Source organism: Clostridium sp. JNZ J1-5 (genome assembly GCF_053901425.1).
This window is the reverse complement of sequence record NZ_CM132773.1, coordinates 25571-46609: the sequence shown is the minus strand read 5'-3', so window position 1 is coordinate 46609 and position 21039 is coordinate 25571. Positions and strand designations below refer to the sequence as shown.

27 protein-coding genes and 1 pseudogene are annotated in these 21039 nt (G+C 28.8%); 1 reads left to right on the top strand and 27 read right to left on the bottom strand.

The window, feature by feature from the left end; genetic code table 11:
* Positions 1-52: 52 nt before the first annotated feature.
* A complete protein-coding gene (locus ACWW38_RS00305; RefSeq protein WP_456258840.1) occupies positions 53-1660 on the top strand; it encodes a recombinase family protein in 1608 nt (535 codons plus the stop codon).
* Positions 1661-1722: 62 nt separating this feature from the next.
* On the opposite strand, the pseudogene ACWW38_RS00300 reads toward ACWW38_RS00305, so the two are convergent.
* The 27 genes and pseudogenes from ACWW38_RS00300 to ACWW38_RS00170 all read right to left on the bottom strand — a co-directional run.
* Positions 1723-2469 (bottom strand): annotated as a pseudogene (locus ACWW38_RS00300) (FAD-dependent oxidoreductase); the annotation flags it as partial.
* Positions 2470-2519: 50 nt separating this feature from the next.
* Complete coding sequence (locus ACWW38_RS00295; RefSeq protein WP_456258839.1) at positions 2520-3170, bottom strand: class I SAM-dependent methyltransferase; 651 nt, start codon at positions 3168-3170, stop codon at positions 2520-2522.
* Positions 3171-3253: 83 nt separating this feature from the next.
* Entirely contained in the window at positions 3254-4084 is an 831-nt protein-coding gene (locus tag ACWW38_RS00290) for a class I SAM-dependent methyltransferase (RefSeq protein WP_456258838.1), read from the bottom strand.
* Positions 4085-4105: 21 nt separating this feature from the next.
* Positions 4106-4645, bottom strand: a complete 540-nt coding sequence (locus ACWW38_RS00285; protein ID WP_456258837.1) for a GNAT family N-acetyltransferase — start codon at positions 4643-4645, stop codon at positions 4106-4108.
* 72 nt (positions 4646-4717) lie between these two features.
* The gene (locus tag ACWW38_RS00280) at positions 4718-5668 is read right to left on the bottom strand and encodes an NAD-dependent epimerase/dehydratase family protein (RefSeq protein WP_456258836.1); all 951 of its coding nucleotides are present in this window, start codon (positions 5666-5668) and stop codon (positions 4718-4720) included.
* Between the two features lie 85 nt (positions 5669-5753).
* On the bottom strand, positions 5754-6212 hold the full coding sequence (locus ACWW38_RS00275; RefSeq protein ID WP_456258835.1) for a GNAT family N-acetyltransferase: 459 nt from the start codon (positions 6210-6212) through the stop codon (positions 5754-5756).
* 23 nt (positions 6213-6235) lie between these two features.
* Positions 6236-6778, bottom strand: coding sequence for a flavodoxin domain-containing protein (locus ACWW38_RS00270; RefSeq protein WP_456258834.1), 543 nt, complete (start codon positions 6776-6778; stop codon positions 6236-6238).
* Between the two features lie 45 nt (positions 6779-6823).
* Positions 6824-7801, bottom strand: coding sequence for a S66 family peptidase (locus tag ACWW38_RS00265; RefSeq protein ID WP_456258833.1), 978 nt, complete (start codon positions 7799-7801; stop codon positions 6824-6826).
* A gap of 46 nt (positions 7802-7847) precedes the next feature.
* Positions 7848-8663: a sugar nucleotide-binding protein gene (locus ACWW38_RS00260; protein ID WP_456258832.1), complete on the bottom strand. Its 816-nt coding sequence runs from the start codon at positions 8661-8663 to the stop codon at positions 7848-7850.
* A gap of 13 nt (positions 8664-8676) precedes the next feature.
* Positions 8677-9156, bottom strand: coding sequence for a tetratricopeptide repeat protein (locus tag ACWW38_RS00255; RefSeq protein WP_456258831.1), 480 nt, complete (start codon positions 9154-9156; stop codon positions 8677-8679).
* Positions 9157-9322: 166 nt separating this feature from the next.
* Positions 9323-9961 (bottom strand): GerMN domain-containing protein, encoded by a 639-nt coding sequence (locus ACWW38_RS00250; protein WP_456258830.1) that lies wholly within the window; start codon positions 9959-9961, stop codon positions 9323-9325.
* Between the two features lie 594 nt (positions 9962-10555).
* A complete protein-coding gene (locus ACWW38_RS00245) occupies positions 10556-10717 on the bottom strand; it encodes a hypothetical protein (protein WP_456258829.1) in 162 nt (53 codons plus the stop codon).
* Between the two features lie 343 nt (positions 10718-11060).
* Complete coding sequence (locus tag ACWW38_RS00240; protein ID WP_456258828.1) at positions 11061-11384, bottom strand: hypothetical protein; 324 nt, start codon at positions 11382-11384, stop codon at positions 11061-11063.
* A gap of 45 nt (positions 11385-11429) precedes the next feature.
* Positions 11430-12353: a hypothetical protein gene (locus ACWW38_RS00235; RefSeq protein ID WP_456258827.1), complete on the bottom strand. Its 924-nt coding sequence runs from the start codon at positions 12351-12353 to the stop codon at positions 11430-11432.
* A 22-nt stretch (positions 12354-12375) separates the two neighbouring features.
* Positions 12376-12831, bottom strand: coding sequence for a GNAT family N-acetyltransferase (locus tag ACWW38_RS00230; protein ID WP_456258826.1), 456 nt, complete (start codon positions 12829-12831; stop codon positions 12376-12378).
* 50 nt (positions 12832-12881) lie between these two features.
* Positions 12882-13313, bottom strand: coding sequence for a GNAT family N-acetyltransferase (locus tag ACWW38_RS00225; protein WP_456258825.1), 432 nt, complete (start codon positions 13311-13313; stop codon positions 12882-12884).
* A 37-nt stretch (positions 13314-13350) separates the two neighbouring features.
* Positions 13351-13920: a GNAT family N-acetyltransferase gene (locus tag ACWW38_RS00220; RefSeq protein ID WP_456258824.1), complete on the bottom strand. Its 570-nt coding sequence runs from the start codon at positions 13918-13920 to the stop codon at positions 13351-13353.
* Positions 13921-14144: 224 nt separating this feature from the next.
* Positions 14145-14591 carry a helix-turn-helix domain-containing protein gene (locus ACWW38_RS00215; protein ID WP_456258823.1) on the bottom strand — a complete coding sequence of 149 codons (447 nt, stop codon included), beginning with the start codon at positions 14589-14591 and terminating at the stop codon, positions 14145-14147.
* A gap of 310 nt (positions 14592-14901) precedes the next feature.
* Positions 14902-15783 carry a CPBP family glutamic-type intramembrane protease gene (locus ACWW38_RS00210; RefSeq protein ID WP_456258822.1) on the bottom strand — a complete coding sequence of 294 codons (882 nt, stop codon included), beginning with the start codon at positions 15781-15783 and terminating at the stop codon, positions 14902-14904.
* Between the two features lie 39 nt (positions 15784-15822).
* Entirely contained in the window at positions 15823-16548 is a 726-nt protein-coding gene (locus ACWW38_RS00205) for a class I SAM-dependent methyltransferase (RefSeq protein WP_456258821.1), read from the bottom strand.
* 211 nt (positions 16549-16759) lie between these two features.
* A complete protein-coding gene (locus tag ACWW38_RS00200) occupies positions 16760-17284 on the bottom strand; it encodes a DNA topology modulation protein (protein WP_456258820.1) in 525 nt (174 codons plus the stop codon).
* A 39-nt stretch (positions 17285-17323) separates the two neighbouring features.
* On the bottom strand, positions 17324-18085 hold the full coding sequence (locus tag ACWW38_RS00195; protein ID WP_456258819.1) for a permease prefix domain 1-containing protein: 762 nt from the start codon (positions 18083-18085) through the stop codon (positions 17324-17326).
* A gap of 3 nt (positions 18086-18088) precedes the next feature.
* A complete protein-coding gene (locus ACWW38_RS00190; protein WP_456258818.1) occupies positions 18089-18421 on the bottom strand; it encodes a PadR family transcriptional regulator in 333 nt (110 codons plus the stop codon).
* A gap of 162 nt (positions 18422-18583) precedes the next feature.
* A complete protein-coding gene (locus ACWW38_RS00185; RefSeq protein WP_456258817.1) occupies positions 18584-19207 on the bottom strand; it encodes an HD domain-containing protein in 624 nt (207 codons plus the stop codon).
* A 105-nt stretch (positions 19208-19312) separates the two neighbouring features.
* Entirely contained in the window at positions 19313-19918 is a 606-nt protein-coding gene (locus ACWW38_RS00180) for a lactate utilization protein (protein WP_456258816.1), read from the bottom strand.
* Between the two features lie 122 nt (positions 19919-20040).
* Positions 20041-20298, bottom strand: a complete 258-nt coding sequence (locus ACWW38_RS00175) for a hypothetical protein (RefSeq protein WP_456258815.1) — start codon at positions 20296-20298, stop codon at positions 20041-20043.
* A gap of 63 nt (positions 20299-20361) precedes the next feature.
* Positions 20362-20922 carry a hypothetical protein gene (locus tag ACWW38_RS00170; RefSeq protein ID WP_456258814.1) on the bottom strand — a complete coding sequence of 187 codons (561 nt, stop codon included), beginning with the start codon at positions 20920-20922 and terminating at the stop codon, positions 20362-20364.
* Positions 20923-21039: the final 117 nt, after the last annotated feature.

The following is a 21039-nucleotide window of genomic DNA, read 5'->3' as shown; positions in this document are numbered from 1 at the left end:
AAGTTGAAGATATTGAAAAATGATAAATAAATCTTTGGGGGTGAATCACCAAATGAGAGCAGCAATATATAGCAGAAAAAGTATTTTTACTGGGAAAGGTGAATCTGTAGAAAATCAAATTAATATGTGTAAAGAGTACGGAGAAAAGAACTTAGGAATAAAAGAATATATAGTTTACGAAGATGAGGGGTTTAGTGGAAGCAGTACTAATAGGCCAAAATTTCAGGAACTTTTACATGATGTTAAAAAGAAAAAATTTCATGTACTTATATGCTACAGGTTAGACCGTATAAGCAGAAATGTTGCTGACTTCTCTTCAACCCTTGAATTGTTACAAGAAAACAATATAAGCTTTATATCTATTAAAGAGCAATTTGATACCTCAACCCCAATGGGTAAAGCAATGGTTTATATTGCTTCAGTATTTGCACAATTAGAACGTGAGACAATAGCAGAGCGTGTTAGAGATAATATGCTTGAACTTGGTAAATCTGGACGTTGGCTTGGTGGGCAAACCCCTTTAGGCTTTAAAAGTGAGCAGATAGTCTATATAGATCAGGATTATAAAGAAAGAACTATGTATAAATTATCTCCAGTTGATATTGAATTAAAGTTAGTTAAGTTAATCTATGAAAAATATTTAAAATTTAAGTCTTTAAGGAGAGTCAATCAGTACCTGTTAGAAAATAATTTTAAAACTAAATTAGGAGCAGATTGGAATGTAAGATCTATATCAGACTTGCTTCAAAATCCTACTTATGTTAAAGCTAATAACAAAGTCTTTGAGTACTTAAAAAGTAAAGGCATAACATGTATAGGCACTCCAGATGGTAAGCATGGAATTCTTACTTATAATAAAAAGAAAGGTCAAAAACATTATAGAGATACAGAAGAATGGATTGCAGCTATAGCTAAACACTTAGGAATAATATCTGCTGATAAATGGTTAGAAATTCAAGGCACATTAAAGGATAATAAACTTAAAGCTCCAAAACTTGGTAAAACCCATAATGCATTGCTTACTGGCTTATTAAGATGTGGTAAATGTGGCTCTCCAATGACAGTATTGCACGGTTCCAGCGACAAAAATGGAAATAGAAGATTTTATTATGGCTGTTCCATGAAAATAGATTCAAAAAATACAAGATGTGATACTTCAAACATTAGAACTGAAGAAATAGAGGACATAGTTATAGACAAATTGAAAGCAGTTACAAAAGATAATGAATTACTTTTTAAAGAACTAAAATCCGTTAGAGATCAAATATCCTCTCTTCAAGAGCATTCTGATGAATTAGAAATATTAAACGCTACTCTTAAATTCAATAAAGGAGCTATAGAAAGTTTAGTAACTCAATTATCTCAAAATCCAAACTCTGCAGCTGCAAAGTATATAATATCTGAAATAGAAAATAAAGAAAAAGAAATTGAAGACCTTAGGATTAAAATAGAATCTATAAAAGAAAATACTACACAAGTTAATCAAATTAACATTGAAATAGACTTAAATATAGATAGCTTAAAAGATTTCTGTAGCACTATAGATGGTGCTGATATAGAAAAGAAAAAATATTTGATATCAGCTCTAGTGAATAAAATAACATGGGATAGTTCCACTGGTAATGTGAACATACAGTTATGGGGAAGTACTAAAAGATAGACTCTTATCTTCAAAATCTTTACTTAGAAAATCCTTTATAAAAGTTGCAATATGCTGTGGCAAGCTTCAGTATGCCCTACAAATAATCCAGCTTTTTCTCCTGCACAGAATAAATTATCTACTCCATTAACCTTCATAGCATTATCTCTTGGAGTTATTGCAAGATATCTTATAGAATTTCCTTTTCCTCCAGCATATGGATCAATATATTTTGCATGCTCCAAGCCTTTAATTTTTCTTAATTTATCTAAAGGGTAATAGGAAGTCATAAGTTTTACGTGCCCTGTATCCAGCAAAATTACATTTTCTGCAAATTCTTTTAATGCGTATTGCTGACATACTTTTATTTTCAATTTGTCTAAATTTACATCTTCACTTGGTATCTTTAATACTACCACCCCTTTTTCTTCTAACTCATTTATTATATCTTCATCTATACTTTCTTTACATAACTTACAAGAACCACTAAAGGCTCCATATACTTCGTCTGCTCTCTCGCCTCTTAAATCTTCTACTCCAGCCCGTTGACTTATGCTTATTCTTGGCCCAAATGCAGGACACCTTAATACACACATAGAACAACCATTTCCATATCTTAAACAGTTTCCCATTGGTCCTGTTGTACCAGTAGTTTCCACAAATACATCCCCTTCGTCATAAGTCCCATCACTAAGATATATTCCCTTAATTTTGTCAGCTTCTTTCTTTACATTAACAACTCTGGATATTAGTTTTATATCTATACCAATGTTCTTTAAATATTTTCCAACTTCAGCTTCTATTTTATTTACATCATAGAGCCATGCATGAGCAAGGTGTATAGTATTGCGATAAAGTTAATAGGATTCTAGTTATTTTACTACTCCCTTTGGCAATAAAAGCAAAAAAAGTCCAAATCCTCTATGTTTACGTTTTTAAATTTGTATTCTTTACATAATTTAAACAATGTCTTATCTTCTGGTATTGGTTCCTTTTTATCAGAAATATATCCTATACTTTTGTGGTGTTCTCTTAAACCCTTTCTAGTTTTTGAGTGTGCTATTATAAATGTTCCACCTTTCTTCAAATTATTATAAGCATTTTTAAATACTATATTTAGGTCATTAAAATGAGGTATACTATTATAAATGATAATATAGTCAAAAGAATTTTCAAATAGTATTCTTGATTCAAAATCTGCCTGCCTAACATCTGCTTCTGGATAGCTATTTTTAAATTCATCTACCATTTTCTCAGCTAAATCCACACCAATATATTTAGAAAGCTCTATATCTTTAAGGATTGAAAAAATAATGCCCGTTCCACAAGCAACATCTAAAACACTGTTGCCTTTTTTAATATTAAATTTCTCTATAATATTTAATGCTATCTCATAATTTTTCTTCGGTATGTTCTTATTCCAATTTTTCGCTTTTTCATTGAAATTATTGATTTCGATTTGTTCTGTTGATAATTCTTTAATTAGATTTTCGCCTTTCCTTGAATAAATTTCATCCTCTGTTACGTTCATAATATCACTTTCCCTCCAATCAAATATAAACTATTATACTAGCTTAATCACTGCAAATTACGAATTTAGTTATTGTTAAATTTTTATTTTTCTCCAAATCCGTATATCACTGGCATGCTAAAATGAATTTCATCTATACTTTTGAATTTTTCCAGACCATCAAATACATCTTCCTTAAATTCTTTAAATTTGTTAATACCAAGAGCTTCTATTTGCCCAAAAATTCCTCTTACTGCATTAGACCACATTTCTTCCCACCACTCTTCTTTGCTCATATAGATAACATCTGCATCTTCTTGATAAACCTTAACATTTTTAAATCCTGAATCTTCTAATATTTTTCTTATATCTTCCACAGTATTAAACTTTGGAATATCTGATTTCCTATTCTTATCTTGACTAGATGGATTTATATTCAAGTACCTATTAGTTATCTCATTTAACCATTTTTGATCTTCTTGTATACCCCATGCACTAAATCCTGCTTGTCCGCCTTTTTTTAATACTCTTAGTATTTCAGTTAGTTTTCTATCATTAAATAGAATATATCCAATACCAAAGCCACAAATTACATTATCAAAAGAACTATCATAAAAACTTAATTTGGCTGCATCCATTTTTATTACTTCTATATTGTCTATATGCTGCTCTAAGATATCTTTATATGTTTCCTTTACCATGGCTTCTGAAATATCTATGCCTACAGCATACCCCTTCTTTCCTATTTTATTTACTGCAGAAAATAATGAAGCTCCTCTGCCCATTCCAACATCTAATACTTTTGCCCCTTCATTAATTTTTGAAAGTTGAACAAGCCTCTTTCCAAATTCATTCCAGTAATTTGGTCCAACTTTACTAAATGTAGGTGCAACCTTATCCCATATACTTATAAGCTTCTGTTTTTCTTCATCCATAGCATAATTCCCTCTCATGTTCTAAGAATAATATTCACTTTTAGAAATATTATAAAATAATTCATTAACCTGTTTATTATCCAATAATTTTAATGTAATATCACGATTAAACTTATGGTTGAAACCGCATTTTTCAATTACTCTTTTAGATTTAATATTAAAATCATAATGACCACACCAAATTAAATCTAAATTCATCTCATCAAACCCATATTTAATTAAAATTTTTACTGCTTCTGGAACATATCCATTTCCCCAGTATTTAGGATTTAATACATATCCAATTTCTCTTTGCTTTAAATCTTTAAGTGCTTCATCTGGAGTTCTATTGTGCATTCCAATTCCTCCGATTACTTTGTTCTCTGATTTTAATACAATTGCATAAGTATCGTCATTTTCAATAAACATTTTAATAACTGATCTACTTTCTTCCACAGTCTTATGAACAGGCCACCCTGCATTAGGTCCAACCCGATTGTCACATGCGTATTCAAATAAATCTAAGTAATCATCTTCATTCCATTTTCTTAAAATTAATCTTTCTGTTTCTAATATTTTCATATTACCCTCCATTATATGATTGAATTTTATTTTCTTACTTGATATATTGTTTTTTCCAATTAAGTCATCCCTTTACTTATTCAACACATAATCCACTTTATCCATTTTTACATCTTCTACTCTTGGTCTATTGTGGCAATACCACTTATAGGCTAGCTGCATTCCTTCAAGAAGATCAATTTGCGGCATATATAATCCATCTTCTTGAGCTTTCTTGGTATCTAATAAATAAGTAACATTTCTAAATGGAAAATATTCTCTTACATTAACATTCTCACTTCCACTGCCTACTTTTTTTATATTTACTTTTTTATTTGTAACTGCCATAATTGTCTCAACTAACTGCTGCCATGTTACCAATTGTGAATGTGTTACGTTATAGGCTTGTCCTATTGTTTTCTCAGTATATATAGCACTTTCAAATACTTTAACTAAATCACTAATATATACAAATTGCGTCTTCGCATTTCCATCTGGTATAGGAATATCTAGCCCTTTAGTTACTCTATCGAATAGATAAATTTCTCTATACAAATTATTACCTTCTCCATATATGTAGGTTGGCCTAAATAAAGTTATAGGAAATCTCTCATTTTCCCATAGTCCTAATAAATAATCTTCAGCTTTCTTTTTATCTAATCCATATTTACCCCAGTTATCATTTTCGCCACGAATAAAATTCTCTGAAACCATTTCATTTGTAGGAATATATACTGCCCCAGAACTACAAAATACATATCTTCTCAAATTTTCCTTATTTAAAACAGCAACTAGCTTTTGTACATCCTCTTCTATATAAGCTGAAATATCAAAAATATAATCATATTTTTCATGTGAAAGATTTAGTTTCAGATCTTCAATTGATTTTCTATTACCTTTTAAATGTTTCCTAATGCCACCATAATTAATAGATTTAATACCTCTTGTAAATATATCTACACTATATCCCTTTGATATCAAATATTTCGTTAACGAGCTGCTTACGAACTCTGTTCCCCCCATAACTAATACCTTTGTATTCATAAGTTGTCCCCCTTTCATTTCTCTATCCCCTCTTATTTTAACTAATAAAATATAGCAAATTAATATACTGGACAATAATAAACTTTTATAGTGCTATGCTTAATCTAATCATATCAATGCATTCTATTCCATTCTCTATGATTTTTTCTCTGTAATGAATTTTAAAAAAATCTTTATCTATGCCAGTTATACGAAATCCACATTTTTGATATAATAATAATTGACTTATACTTGAATTTCCCGTTCCAATCTCTAAAATTTTTATATTCTCATTTCTTGCTTTATTTATTGCATCAAGTATAAGTTTTCTGCCTATGCCTTTTCCTTGATATTTTTCATCTACTGCAATATTTATAAGTTCCATCGTTAAAGGCCTTGTTCTTATTAGAACATACTCCCCAATAATCTTCTCATTATAACAAGCTACATAGCATGTTCCCTGGTTTATATAACTTCTAATCATTTCTTCTGATGGATCTGCAAGTAAAAGCAAATCATATGGCTTTCTTTCTTTTTCATCTAACATCCTTATAGTAATATCCATACACTATTCTCCGCTGATTATGTTTATTGGGTAAGTCTTTTAATGTATAACACTAATGGCTCTATTGTTTTTATATCAGTAAAGTCAACCTTGTCCCCATATGTGGCTAACATCATTTTATCATCTTCAGACAATTCCTCTGTTTTTTTCTTAGACACCATCCTTTTAACCATGGCCATCATGGATTTATGCATAAAGTTTAGCCTCTTATAATCAATTCCGCCACGCATATGAAAAAATTGTATTTTTTTACGCATTTCTTCTGTACAGTTTTTTTCAATAATTGGTTTAAAGATCGCATTGTCATCTGTTGAAGCAAGTCCTACCGTAAATACAATAAGATTTTTATTTTTTAGAGTCTCAAAATTTTTGGTAATAATAGATATGCCATTAATACCACTTGCATAAAGTCCGCCACCAAAAACTATTGTGTCATATTGCAATAAATCACCAATGCTAACTTTTGAACATTCAAATAAATCCCCATTTACTTCACCAGCTATCCACTCTGCATATTTTTTTGTACTACCATATTTTGATTTATATATAACTATTACTTTATTCATAAATACCCTCCCTAAATATAAATAGTCTTAGATTTATACTTTCTATTAATGTGCTCTTATTGTAATTTTACTTTCTTTATCTGCCACAAATTCTGCATATCCTCCTATTGGAAAAGTTATATGCGGCGTTGTATGGCCAAAGTCTACATTTGAAATTATAGGAATGTTTTCCAATTCTTTTTTTGACCTTAATATTTTAATCAACTTTTCATCTTCCATTTTTGATGCTATTTGAAATCTTCCTAGGATAATTCCTCTTACCTTTTTAAAATCTGATTGATGTATTAAAGATTGCAAGTCTCTATCAAAAATTTCTGGAAATGTTAATTCAGTATCTTCAATAAATAATATACTATCTGTTAGATCTGGCATAAATTGTGTTCCTTGAAGCAAGTTTAATGTACATAAGTTTCCACCAATTATTTTGCCCTTTGCATCTCCTTTATTTATTACTCTATATCCATTATTTTTATAAAATGTTCTATTTTCTTGATCTAAAAACCAAGGTTCATCACTCCACTCATTTGAAGGACTAATCTTGAAAATTTCATCTGAAAATAGACATTTTTTAAAATACTCCATGGTATATTCAATTCCTTTTTTCATTCCAAATGTTGAATAGTGTGGTCCCGAATATGTAACTAGACCTGTTTTTTTGTATATTGCATTTGATAATGCAGTTATATCAGAATAACCACATAATATTTTAGGGTTGCTGCGAATTAAATCATAATCTATATAATTCAACAATTGGTTAGAGTTATACCCACCTATTACAGTCAAAATTCCTTTTACATTCTTATCTAAAAAGGCTTCATGTAAATCACTTATTCTTTCTTCAATAGCTGAGGATATGAATTCATCTATAACTTCACAATTTTTTGAGAAACTAATTCTTAAGCCCATTTCTGCAAAATGCTTATTTGAAATACTCCTTGTTTCTTCATCTATCATACTTAAACTTCTAGCTGGTGCTATAATTCTAATTTCATCACCTTTTTTCAATTTTTCCGGTATAATCATAGAACTTTCTCCTTTCCCTTCAAATTTAAATATAAGAATTCAGTATTCATACACTACTAAATATATCTCCTAATATTCTTCTAGATTTAGATGTATTTAGTGATAGATCTTTATCTTCACTTAAAACATTACTTTTAATTAGATCACTATTTAAGTTTAATTTTATAGACATTTTCCTAAAATAATCATAATAACTTTCACTTTTCTGTGGACCTAAATGAATAATTCCTTTATAATCAAGTTTAATCAATTCCATTATTGCGGTTGCTAGTTCATCTAATTTTACAAAAGTATTATATAGATTTTTTGTTCTTATAACTTCTTGTTGTTGTTCTTGCCTACTAATTAGCTCAGATATTCTTTTATCCCACTTTCCATTTATATCTTGTCCATAAATAGCACCAGGCCTTATAATAATTGAATTATTATGTTTCTTAACTATCTTCTCTCCATCTATTTTTGCATTTGCATATAAATCTAGTGATTCATCACTGTTTATATATTTAGGTTCCTCATTTTCACTATAATTACCCTTCCCACAGTTTCCACGAAAAACAGCATTTGTAGATATGAAAATTAATTTCTGTTGGGGCTGTATATATTTTAAAATATTATTTAAGCCCATATGAATTAAAAACTTTTCACTTCTTTTACTCATTAAACTCCATAAAACAATATCTGGTCTAAATTCTAATATTGTAGATTTAATTTCCTCATCAAAAGTTACATCAAGTTTTATAAAATCCCCATTATTGTCCGACTGAAAGCAAGTTCCCAATACATTAAAATTTGTTTTAGATTTTATTATATTAAAAATCTTACCTCCTAAAAATCCACTTGCCCCTAAAATTAAGACTTTCATATGCTATTTCCCCTTACCATATTTCATCCAACTTATCAGAATAGAATTCTATTGCTTTTTTATACTTTTTTATGTTATCATCTGATGATGTTTCAGCTAAATTAGTTAATAAAATTTCCATTGCTTTAGTATAATCATTTAAGTTATATAAGGTCATTGCATAAAATACTTTCATAGCCTTATTATCTGTAAATCTCGCTAATCCTTTTTCAAGAACTTCTTTTGATTTTTCATACTCTCCCAACGTTCTATAAGTACTGCCTAAACCTAAAAAAGCACCTTGTAAATCTTCATCTGGTAAGTCAAGCATAATAGCTTTTTCATAATATTGTACTGCCTCTTTTTCCAATCCTAATACATCAAAACTCCATGCACACTGATAATTAATTATTGAATTATTAGGATATTTGTTTACAAGATTTATTAAAATTTCATTTGATTTTTTTAATTTTCCTTCTTTCCTTAATTCAACTGCAGTTTCTAACTCTTTCATAACTAATCTCTCCTCAATATTTCACAATTAAGTACTAGTGTTTAACCCTTTATATAATATTATCATTATTTTCCATAACATTAAATTAAATTGCTCTCAAAAAATAAGAAACGTTGCAAAATAATGCTCCATTTCTTTAAACTTAATATTCCTTGCAAAGTTAATATTATTGTTTATACAGCTCAGCAACAGGGTATTCTACAGTAAAGTATCCCTCTGGTAAATCTCCTTTTAAACAGGTATAAAGTTCATTATTAAAATATATAGCAACTTTATCTACCCCTAAATTATATCCATAAGTAGCTATTAAGGAAGTTAAAAGACCACTTTCAGTACTAGATCCTAGATTCATATTACTTACATAAGAATCGTTGAAAATTACTTTAAGGACTCCTGTTTTTTCATCCACTTTTGCTGATTTTATCTTTACTTTTTTTGTTAATGATAAAAAATCCTTGTTATATGAAGTGTTTTGCAGCTCCTTTGTTAATGCAGTTACTAAAGCATTGTTTTCTACAGGCAATGTTTTTTCTATATAATAATGTTTTAATTGAGACATATTAAATAAATACACCCTGCACTTTTTCTCTTTCACTGAAGGCTTTTCATCAGTAGATGGATTATCAGCTTTTTTATCAGTATTGGACTTACTTTCACTAGTGTCATTATTTGAAGTTGCGGCTGGTGTGTTATTCGAAGTATTAATACTTTCATTACTTTTACAACTACTTAAAGCAGCAGCAAATATTACAGAAATAATTACTGCAAGAAATTTTTTCACTGGTGGCAATTTTAACTTTACCACTCTGCATCCCCACTTTCTTTAAAAATATTTTCTCTTAATATCCAAATTAAAATTTAAAAAACATATAAAAGTTATATAAATATAGTAAACCTAAGACTTTGAGCTATTTTTTAAATTTAATACTAGATAGAATTTATATATTTTAGAAACTTATTTTTGACGTATTTCTGCCGTCAAAAATATAAGGGTAATTATAAGTTTATCACCCTTATATTAATTCAGGAATTTTTTGATAATTCTATATAATACTATATTTCTATTTTTATTAATTATATGATAATTAAATTAGATATGTTAATAAGCATAAATAAAAAGCCTGGAAAAATCCAAGGTTTAAATTATATTATTTCTGCGAGTAGGTATAAAACCTATTAAAATTAAACTCACTATCATATTCGTATTGCTTGCCATTTGTTATGACTTTAGTTAAAGAATCTCCAGTTAACACTGATTTAGTATCATTGTTTATGTATGTTACATACACCTTTAATGAATCATCGTCTTGAACTACTTTATTTATATTTATTGTGATATTATTTTGAGTTAAAGAAGAATAAAAAAGCCCCTGGAGAGATCCAGGGTTTCTAAACAATATTATTTTTCGCCTTCATTCATCAATTTTTCAATACATCCTCTACCACCCGGGCAACCAACAACGTGTTCCTTTAACTTCTCAGCTAATTCCACTGTAGTAATACCTATGCTATCCATAATAGCTCCTATCTGTGATAAACGTTCCTTATCATCATCGTTCATTACAACATTCCTCCCTTGTTTTATCTTAATAATTATATTTCTACAAAAGAGTTATAATTCCTTTAAAATAAAAAAATCCCTAGGATTTCTCCTAGGATATATTTTAAATTGCTAGCCTTTTATTATAGTTTTTATAATAGTTACCATGATAAATTATCTATTTTTTAGTTATAATGCAATTTTTATTAATGAAGGATTACTGGATAACGGCTTACTATATATATTCCTAGACCAATCTATTCGTTCTTTGACTATAGTATCTTTTCAAACTCCGTTAAATAGATATCTTTACTAATTTCTATATCCTTTATGCTTTTATATCCCTTTTTTAAATATAAGTTAATTACTTATTGTCCTCATTTGGACAAACTTCGTTTACATAATCCCAATATTCTCCTGGCGTTAGTGGCTTAGGCTCCGTAATCATTTCAGCCACCTTTGCCAGTTCTTTAATTTTATTTCGAAGCATTGGTTGCATGCAACAAGGGACATGATCTTGGTTAACCCTATGTATCATTACACATTCAAAACACTTACCATGCCACTCACATTTCTTCTTAGGGCATGGACATTCTGTATATTTACCGGACTTGATCATAGTTCTTAATTCTTTTATCATTTCAACATATTTTTCTTTTTTTTCTAAACTAATTTCAGCTTTCTCCATTAAACTAATCTCCTTTTACAAGCTTCAACGATTGTCCAATTTTGTTTATATTCCTATCCGATTAAACTTATATAGAGATAATAAAGCCTCAAGAGTTAAAATTCCCATCCACTCAATCTTAGAGACTTCCCACTCCTCTAAATATTTATCCCATTGCCATGAAGGTAATATCTTACCGTCCTCTTCAAGTCTATCTATTAAATAGTCTAAGTTTTGATCTATTGATTTACCTTCAATTCCAAAGAAGTTACTAGAATCAATCTCAATAAAATTCAATGGAGTCGGTACATAATTCATCCATTCAGATTCGTTTACATTAATTAATTGAGAGACAGCTAATTTTAGTCCATCTTCAATTTGGCTAGAAAATTTTTCACCTAGAATATTATACATATGGATATAACAATATATTTCATGCTCTGATTTAAACTCTGTGCACTCATTCAAATTAGTTATAGCATAGCTTATTAGTGAATGAACATCTAATTCATTAAGATATTCTTTATATTTATAAAGATAACCTATCAATTCAGCAGTAGGATTTCCCCATGAATAGTCAATAACTGTCATATTTATATCATTTCTAAATTCCCACCAAGGTGCATGTGGATATTTGTTTACATTACTAGGAACGCTATACCACCCTTTTCTGTTATTATTAAAAGCTGTCTCTAAATACTCAATAGCTCTAGTTATCATTTTTTGTGCCCTATCATTATTATCTAGCCTACTCAGATGTCTCAACCCAATGGATGTTGCCATTGGCGAAGATTGTATTAGTTTAAAATCTGGTTCAATGCCTCCACCAAAACCTCCATCTGAATTTTGAAAAGCTTCTAATGCATCCAATATATAATCACCACTGGAATCATTAAAATAATAATTGAATATAGCTCTTTCTAGTGGCCTAGCTTCCCTATTCATATAGATATTCAATTGATTTAAAATAGTTTTAGATAACTTTTTCATTTTAAAATTTCCTTTCAAAATGTTATTTTCTTCTCAAAATGTAATTTCCAATATAAAAACCATATCTTTCGTAGAATGGTAACGCTTCATCATTTGAATAAACTACGCCAATTTGAATATTTGTTATTCTATTTAATTCGAACCAATTCAAAGCACTTTCCATAATCTTTCCACCTAAGCCAAACTTACGATACTGATTTTCTATATAGATAGATTCTATTTCTCCTAAATCACCATTAATTGAACTTAAACAATATCCTATATAATTTTTAGTTTCACTATCCCAAAGCATATCAAGCTTTATAACACCCTTTTGCGATTTTTCATAAATAACTTCCATTCTTTTATCAAATGTAAATTTTTCATATTTACTCTTAAAATAGGTAGATTTATCAAAGTGAAGGGAATTAAGTTGTTCCCATAATGGCTTTATAAGTTGGATCTCTTTTATACTCTTTTCAACTATACAAATGTTCATATAATACCTCCAAATATATTATTCCTGATAAATAATTATATTAGTTACTACTAACCATTAAATATTTCCATAAATCTTTCAGGGTTACTTAAACTATTAAATCCAAATTTTTTATAGAACTCGTGAGCATCTTGTGTAGCAAGGCACCATCGTCTCAAATTTTGTAAATCTGGATGTTTGAAAACACATTCAAGAGACCAAACCCCTAGTCCCTTATGTCTATATTCTTCTTCAATTATAACATCACACAAATATGCAAATGTAGCATAATCTGTAATTACCCTTATTAGTCCAATTTGTTTATCTTTATGAAATATAGAAAAGCATAATGAATTTTCTAATGACCTAACAATTGCATCTCTTTTGCGAGTATTTGCCCAATAAGATTTTGCAAGAAGTGAACACACACTATTAATATCTATCTTGCTAAAATCAGTTGAAATATAAAAGTCGTCTTTTTCATAATTTACTATTTTATTCAATAACCACACCTCATCCTTTTAGAATTAACTATCCTATCTATTCAAGCTCTAAGTTTAATAAAGTCATATGAATATGATCTTCCCATCTTCCATTGATTTTTTGATAGTTCTTAGATAAGCCCTCATATTTAAAGTTATGTTTCTCTAGTACCTTCAATGATGGTAGATTTTTAGGCATTACAGTAGCCTCAATTCTATGAAGGCCATATTCGCTAAACATAATGTCTATTCCTTTTTCTAACGCCTCTGATATATATCCCTTATTAGTTTCTTTATTGTCAATACTATAGCCTACATAACAGGATAAAAAAAATCCCTTTACTATACGACTAAAACAAATTGTTCCAATTATCTTTTGAAAATCTATATCTGTTTTTTTAAATATCCATAGCCTTAATTGCTTACCATTATTTATATCAATAAGTTCCTCCGCTAATGCTTTCTTACGATTTTCTAATATATAAAAGTTCTCGTTTCTTAATGGATCAAATTCTTTAAAATGCTCTCTATTCCTGTTAAAATAGTCTAATACCAATTCAGCAAATGATCCATCTATAACCTTTAGGATAAGTCTTTCTGTCTCATATATCTTATAAATTCTAAACATCCCCTTAGACTTTTTATAAAAAATTTCAATCTATAATGTACCTAGCTTACTTCTATATTCTTTTCATTATAAGTTACGTCTAATTTATAAACATCTTTATCTTTTGGCCATTTAAATAGGCAATGGTATCACAATATATTTATATTAATTATATCTTAACTACCGTAAATTGGATATAAAAAAGAATGTATGATTTTATTCAGAATCATACATTCATTCTCATTTTACTTAGTTTTCTTTTTTGCCATTTTACATTTTTGGTAAAGAATGTCTTTTAAGACCAAGACAGTATCCACGTCGTCAAAGCCAAACTCATTTTTAAAATCATCATACAACTCGGATATCTTTTCACAATAGGTGTTTATTCCCTTTATACCTTGATATGACGCTAAAATCGGATATTTTTTACTCCATGAACTAGTCCAGTCAATTTCATCAACTATCATTTCGATACTAGTAACATCGCCTCCAATATGGCTTCCACTAACAAGGTAGTCATAACTTACATTATACAGTTGGCTTAGCAATTTTGCTTTAATCAATTCAGGAACCGTTTGATCAGTTTCCCACTTACTTACCGTCTGCCGAGATACACCTAATTTTTCAGCAACCTCTTCCTGTGATAAACCTGATTTTTTACGTAAATATATTAAATTTTCGCCTAATGTCATAATAGTCACCCGCCTTTTCATTTCAAGTTAACTTGTAAATACAGTATACTAAAAACAAACATGGTTTTCTATCAAGTAAAAGCGGAAGTTTGTCAACTAAACTTAACATTTATCCGATGACTACCCGTTCTAATACTCCCATCTTCTTCAAAGTTGGAGTAAAGAGCGGCTACGTCCCTGGATAACGATTTCTAAGCTTCAGAAGGAGTGAAAACTCCCTCCGAAGCCAAGAACTCTGTTTATAATGTATAAAGATTTGATAAATAATCTTTTCTTAGCAACAAATTGTATATATTATATTTATATTCTTTTACAGTCCTCCCATAAATCTTACAGCATCTTGTATCCAATGAAAGGCTATAGCAGTTTCTAAGTCTTTTTTTAATGCAAGAATCATCATTGGTATACCAAATAATAGACAAACAGCTCCTCCGTAAGCAAGTGCAAACATAGGTCTTTCGTAAAATAAACTATCAAAATGAGAATAATTGTGTACCAATGTAGCTATAATTCCTGAAATTATTATAGAATGTTTTGGATAAATGCGATTTATCAGCAGCCATAAAATTCCTAGAAATGTAAATCTATAAACAACTTCCTCAATAACTCCAGGTTGTAGTGCATTTAATAAAGGTATAATGGAGCTTTCTAAAATAAAAGATCTATTGTTTATAATAGTAAAAGCGTAAGCATTAAAAATTGCAAGTGGCAATCCAAATAAAGCACCAAAACCAATTTCTTTGAAAGCTTTCTTCCAGCCCTTAGTTATTAAAGAGACTTTAACAGGTCCTCCCATTCTCATAATTATTATTCCAGCAAGAAAAACTATTATAAATACCGACCCATGAAGTATAGAAGTAACTAGCGAACTTTCATTTAGTCTAGTTAAAGGATAATATCTAGAGTAATTTATTTCAACTCCTAAGAAAACCCCAAGTAAAATAGATATTATTAAATCTTCCTTCTTTACCAGCTTTACTCTTCTTACTAATATCCCTAAAGATATTAAGAAAATAATCATATTAAAAATACTAAAAAGATTAGGCGGATTTCCACCATGTTTAGCTATCAAAGTTCGGACTATAAATATTCCTAATATAGTTCCTATTAAAGCAAGTAACAATAATATTTTAAACAATGAACTATATGATTTATTTATCACCTGATTACTCTTATCGAATTCAACTTTCATCTAACTAACACTCCTACACTAATTATAAATTTTACCTATTTAACTTATCTTTTTTAGCAATACATGATTATAAAATGAAATGTTTATATAATCTTTTATATTAGAAACCTTCATCTCAAGTTCAAACATTTTTTCTTGCCAAATTTGGTCATATTTAAATTCATTATTTGGGTGTAAAGCAGAAAAAGTTCTAACTCCAAGAATCTTTTCAATATTAACGTCTAAATCACCTATCCACTCTCTAATATCATTCATATCATAATAATTTATCTGTCCAAAATAAGCCGCATTGCTTACCTCACCATTAAGTAACAAGAGTGCCTCGTCCATATTATTTTCAAAAATAACCTTTGACATGATTCTTCCAGTATAATTATGTTTTATGATAGATATTATTCCATTAGACTTAAGAACTCGATAAAACTCCCTAAATATATCTTTTCGCTCTTTTGCATATTCAAAAACATTGTGGCATACTACAAGATCAAAAGAGTTATCTTGCTGCTGCCTTAATTGTTCTATATTTCCAATAATCTGTTGATAACTATTTTCACATATTCTCATATCCATCATATCAGCATTTGGTTCTATTGCAACCACGTCATTGTTCTTTGCTAAATGATTTGATGTAATTCCAAGCCCACTTCCAAAGTCAAGAATTTTAGAATTAGTTATTTGAGATAATTGTTCCCAAACTACTCTATAAAACATTACACTCCAAGGTTTTTTCATATTTTCAAAATATGTTTTTAAATCATTATTCATTATGTTCCTCCATAAATATAAACCACTTTTAGCTTATTAACATGACTTTATAATCCCCTATATGTTATCCTGTATATTGATTATAATACATAATTTTACACTTCTATATAAAAATGGCCCTCAGCTAATGTAAGTGATACATTTTATTAGATGAGGAACTCATTAATAGAATTATAGTTATGTAATCATAAAATTGTCTAACAACAATTTCTTAATTTTTTCTAGAAAGTTCTTTTAAGTATTTATTTACCTCAGTTCTTTTTTTAAAAACTATTATATGTTTATCTCTACTTTTCTCTAGAATTTCAAGGTTTGTTTTACCTGATGCTTTAGGAAAGTCCCAAATATATTTCATAAATTCAAAGTCAAGCTTCTCCAAACAGCCTTCCGCCATATCAGGTCTTATTTTATTTATATTAGTTATCACTCGTTTAAAATAACTATACATACATATCGCTCTATTTAATTGAAAGCAAATAATAGTATCAGCTTTTTCAATACGTATATCTAATGTACTGCCATAGTTACCATCGATTATCCACTTATCTCTCGATATTAGATCTTCCTGTTTTTTTACCCACTTTTCCCTAGGAGTTTCAACCCATCCATAATTCCAAAATTCTTTATCAAGATGGATAAGTGGAATTCCTGCTATTTCTGCCAGTTTTCTTGAAAAAGTACTTTTACCACTCCCTGGTGAACCTATAACTACTATCCTTTTTCCTATACTATTCATTTATATCACCTATAAAAATTTTCTTAATAATAATTTCATTTATAAATTATCTGCTAAAATCATTCGAGAATAAGTCTTTATTAAAATCCATGCAATTATTGATATAAAGCAACACCCAAGCCAAACAAACGTTGACTTTCCTACGATTTTTATATATTTTGGAGTTGATGCATTATCATATAAACCTACATTTACATTATATTTCATACCATTTTTAGCGATAATCTGCTCAATGATATTAGTACTCTTATCAATATCTTTAAATTGAATATCCCTCGGATATACATATTCTAAGCCTTTTAAATTCCTGTACCATTCATCCTCACCATTAGTCACACGAAATATTGCTACATATTTAACACTTTTTTTAGATTTATTAAGCACTTTTTCAATATGTTTATTTATGGTATCTATACTCTCTTGATCGTATGACTTCATTGTATTAAATATTTCAGTATTATTTGCAGTATATTTTTTTATGGAAACGTTAGTTCCAATTATAAGAATAGAAAATGATATTATGGCTATTAAAAGAAATGATAATGCTGCTATTAATGCTTTCTTTGCTTTCGTGTTTACAAACTTAAATATACCAATTAATTCACTTTCAATTTGAGTTTCTTCACCAAACCTTTTAATTGCAATTGAAATACTTTCCTCTTCAGATTTTCCTTCTGATTTTAACTCTTCTATCATTTGTAGTAAATGGCTTTTCATTTCCTCTTTTAATATTTTAATTTCTTCTTCGTCTCCACCTACATGCCTATAAACTGAGTTAACATACTTATTAACCTGTTCCATAAATTATACCTCCTTATAAAATGTATCAATTATATTCTTGAAAAATATCCATTCAGATTTTTTATTATTTAGATAATTAATACCTTGTTCTGTAATTTTATAGTACCTACGTCTTCCTCCACCAGTTTCTGTGTCATCCCAATATGGCGAAATTAACTTATTATTTTCAAGCCTTTTCAATACTACGTATAGAGTTCCTTCTTTAATTTGAAATGTATCTTCGCTAACCTTTCTTATGCGTTTTGAGATTTCATACCCATATAAATTTTCATTTACCAAAATACATAGAATTATACTTTCAATGTATCCCTTTACCATTTCTTTATCTATTTCCAAATTTTATCACTCCTCAATTAAATAATAGCATAAACTACTATATAGTGTAAAGTAGTTTATGCTATAGAATAGACAATTAATAAAAAACATAGACCAAATTAATCTATGTTTGAAAACTTAATTTTTGATTCATCTTATAAGACTATTACTATTTAACACATTTTAAAATCCGAAAGTATTTTCTTTCACATTAGGTAAAATACTATAAATAGACCTACCTATCCTTTCTTCAAAATACCTCTGTATTTCAAATGTTGCTTTCCATTTTTCGATTGTGTACTCATTTACTCCATGTCTCATGGCAACATCTAACATTCTCTTTTCCATTAAACAATACCCTGTAGGCAAAGCTAATGCGTCACACAACTGAATTAATTTATCGTAAGCTGAAAAACTTATATCATCTAAATAATCCTTAACAAATTTATATTCTTCATCTGAACAATCCCATTCCCCAAATATAGCTTCAATATTTTTATACGGAAAAGAGTGAGTTATACAAATTCTCGCCAATAAGCTATATTCTTTTTCCATTGCAAACTTATATCCATCTAAACTATGCCTCATACTTGTTACCCCGTATCTTCTTCCTATATCATGTAACATTCCTAAGACTAGCGCAGTATTTTCATCTAATTCTCTATCATATTCAGCAATTAACTCTGCTGCTCTACCTACATTTAAAGAATGCTCTATCCACGGACCTGGATTCAATTTACTACCTTCATCTAATATTCCCTTCGCTTCTTCTAATGTAGGTATACCTTCTTCCAAATAGTTCTTCATATTTTTACATACCCTCTCTGCATTAATTTTATATTTACTCATATTTACCTAAACAAAATATAGGAAAAGATAAATCAAAATTTCCTAGACACAATTTAATACATTCTAATAACCAAGCTCATCATTAATAATAAAAAGTTTTATCCTATTTTTATCAGATTGTCCTTCTATTATTGAAATACTATTACATACTCGTTCTTCTGAAGTACAATCTATGCATTTATTCAGTGAGACACATGGGGGATTAAATCCTGCTCGTTTAGCATTTAATGGGCATGCTACATTTTTCACTCTATGCATTGCTTCCTCTAAGGAATTTACTATTTTATTCTTTCCTACAACAATAATTACATTTTCAGGGCCAAAAGTTATTGCAGCTACTCTATTTCCACTATGGTCAACATTTACAATACGTCCATCTTCTGAAATTGCATTTGATCCTGAAATATACCAGTCCGCAAGTAATGCTTTCTTTTTCAATACTTTACATTCGTCTTTACTTGTAGCAAGCTCTTTATCAAATATAATATTTCCTCTTTCTATTAATAAATTTGTTATGTTCATTTTCTGCAGAGTTAAAGAATGTCCAATTCCAACTGTGCATTCAATTGGAATTAATTTAAGTATTATATTTGTTGCATCTTCAACTGTATCAAAATAACTTACTTCAATATTTCTTAATTTAAAATTATTAATAAGTTTATTAATCAAAATAATCTCCTCCACAAATTTTTTCCATGCAACTTAAAATATAAGCATAATATAAATCATATTTTCACCTCTATAATATGCTCCACTACTTGTGATAACTTCAAAATATTACTATAAAAATATTATGCAAAAGTATTTTCCTTAACATTTGGAAGGACATCATAAATCGAGCGGTTAATCTTTTTTTCAAAATAATCCTTATCATGTTTTGAGATTTTATTATAAGATTTTTCAATTGCTTTTTCTGTTTCCTTTTGCAGAAAATCGGAACATATAAAAAATACAAAAATGCTTATTATAATTTCAACCACTATACAAATTACAATTCCTTCTTTTCTCTTCGTTAAATACATAAATGATAAGGCTTCGCCTATTCTCATTCCTGTCTTATAAAGAAATAAACCTCCCATTATTATCGAAGCTTAGATGGATTTTTATTATCTTTAGTGATAGACTGTATTATAAATATACTTAATTATTTTGCTGTTAGGTAAGTACTGTATTCTTACAAATTCACCTTTCTTAACTGATTTTTGAGAATGTAAATATAATAGTGTAATTTCTCTATGTGTCTTAAGAGTACGCACTTTAAATTTGGTTTTAGAAGGTACTTTTATAGTTTTACCAGTTTCAGTCTTCTCAATAACTATACCTCTCACTTCTGCATATTGTTTATTGACAGCATATGGAATATCTCTATATAGGCTTGGCAATTTCAATCCTCCAAATAGTATTATAGCCATAGAAACTATACATGAGATTGTAATTATATACTTAATTTTACGTTTAACTGGCTGGATTGATAATATTATGATTTTTATACCATAATAAGATAGTTGCAATGACACATAAGTTACAAAAGTTTCCCCAATTAAAATGCTCCAGTAGGTATTTAATTGTATACTCATCAACCCAATAATTATCATGCTACAATATACAATCATTAGTATATTTTGTTTTTTTGAGAATTCATAAGATACGACAACTTCAGTAGTATCTTTCAATATACTTCCTCCTGTTCATCATTTCATATTACTTTAGCTGCTCGTTTGATATTGAAGGACATTTAGCAGTATTAAAATAATCGGAAAATCCAAGCGTTATAATATTCTGTTAGCAAA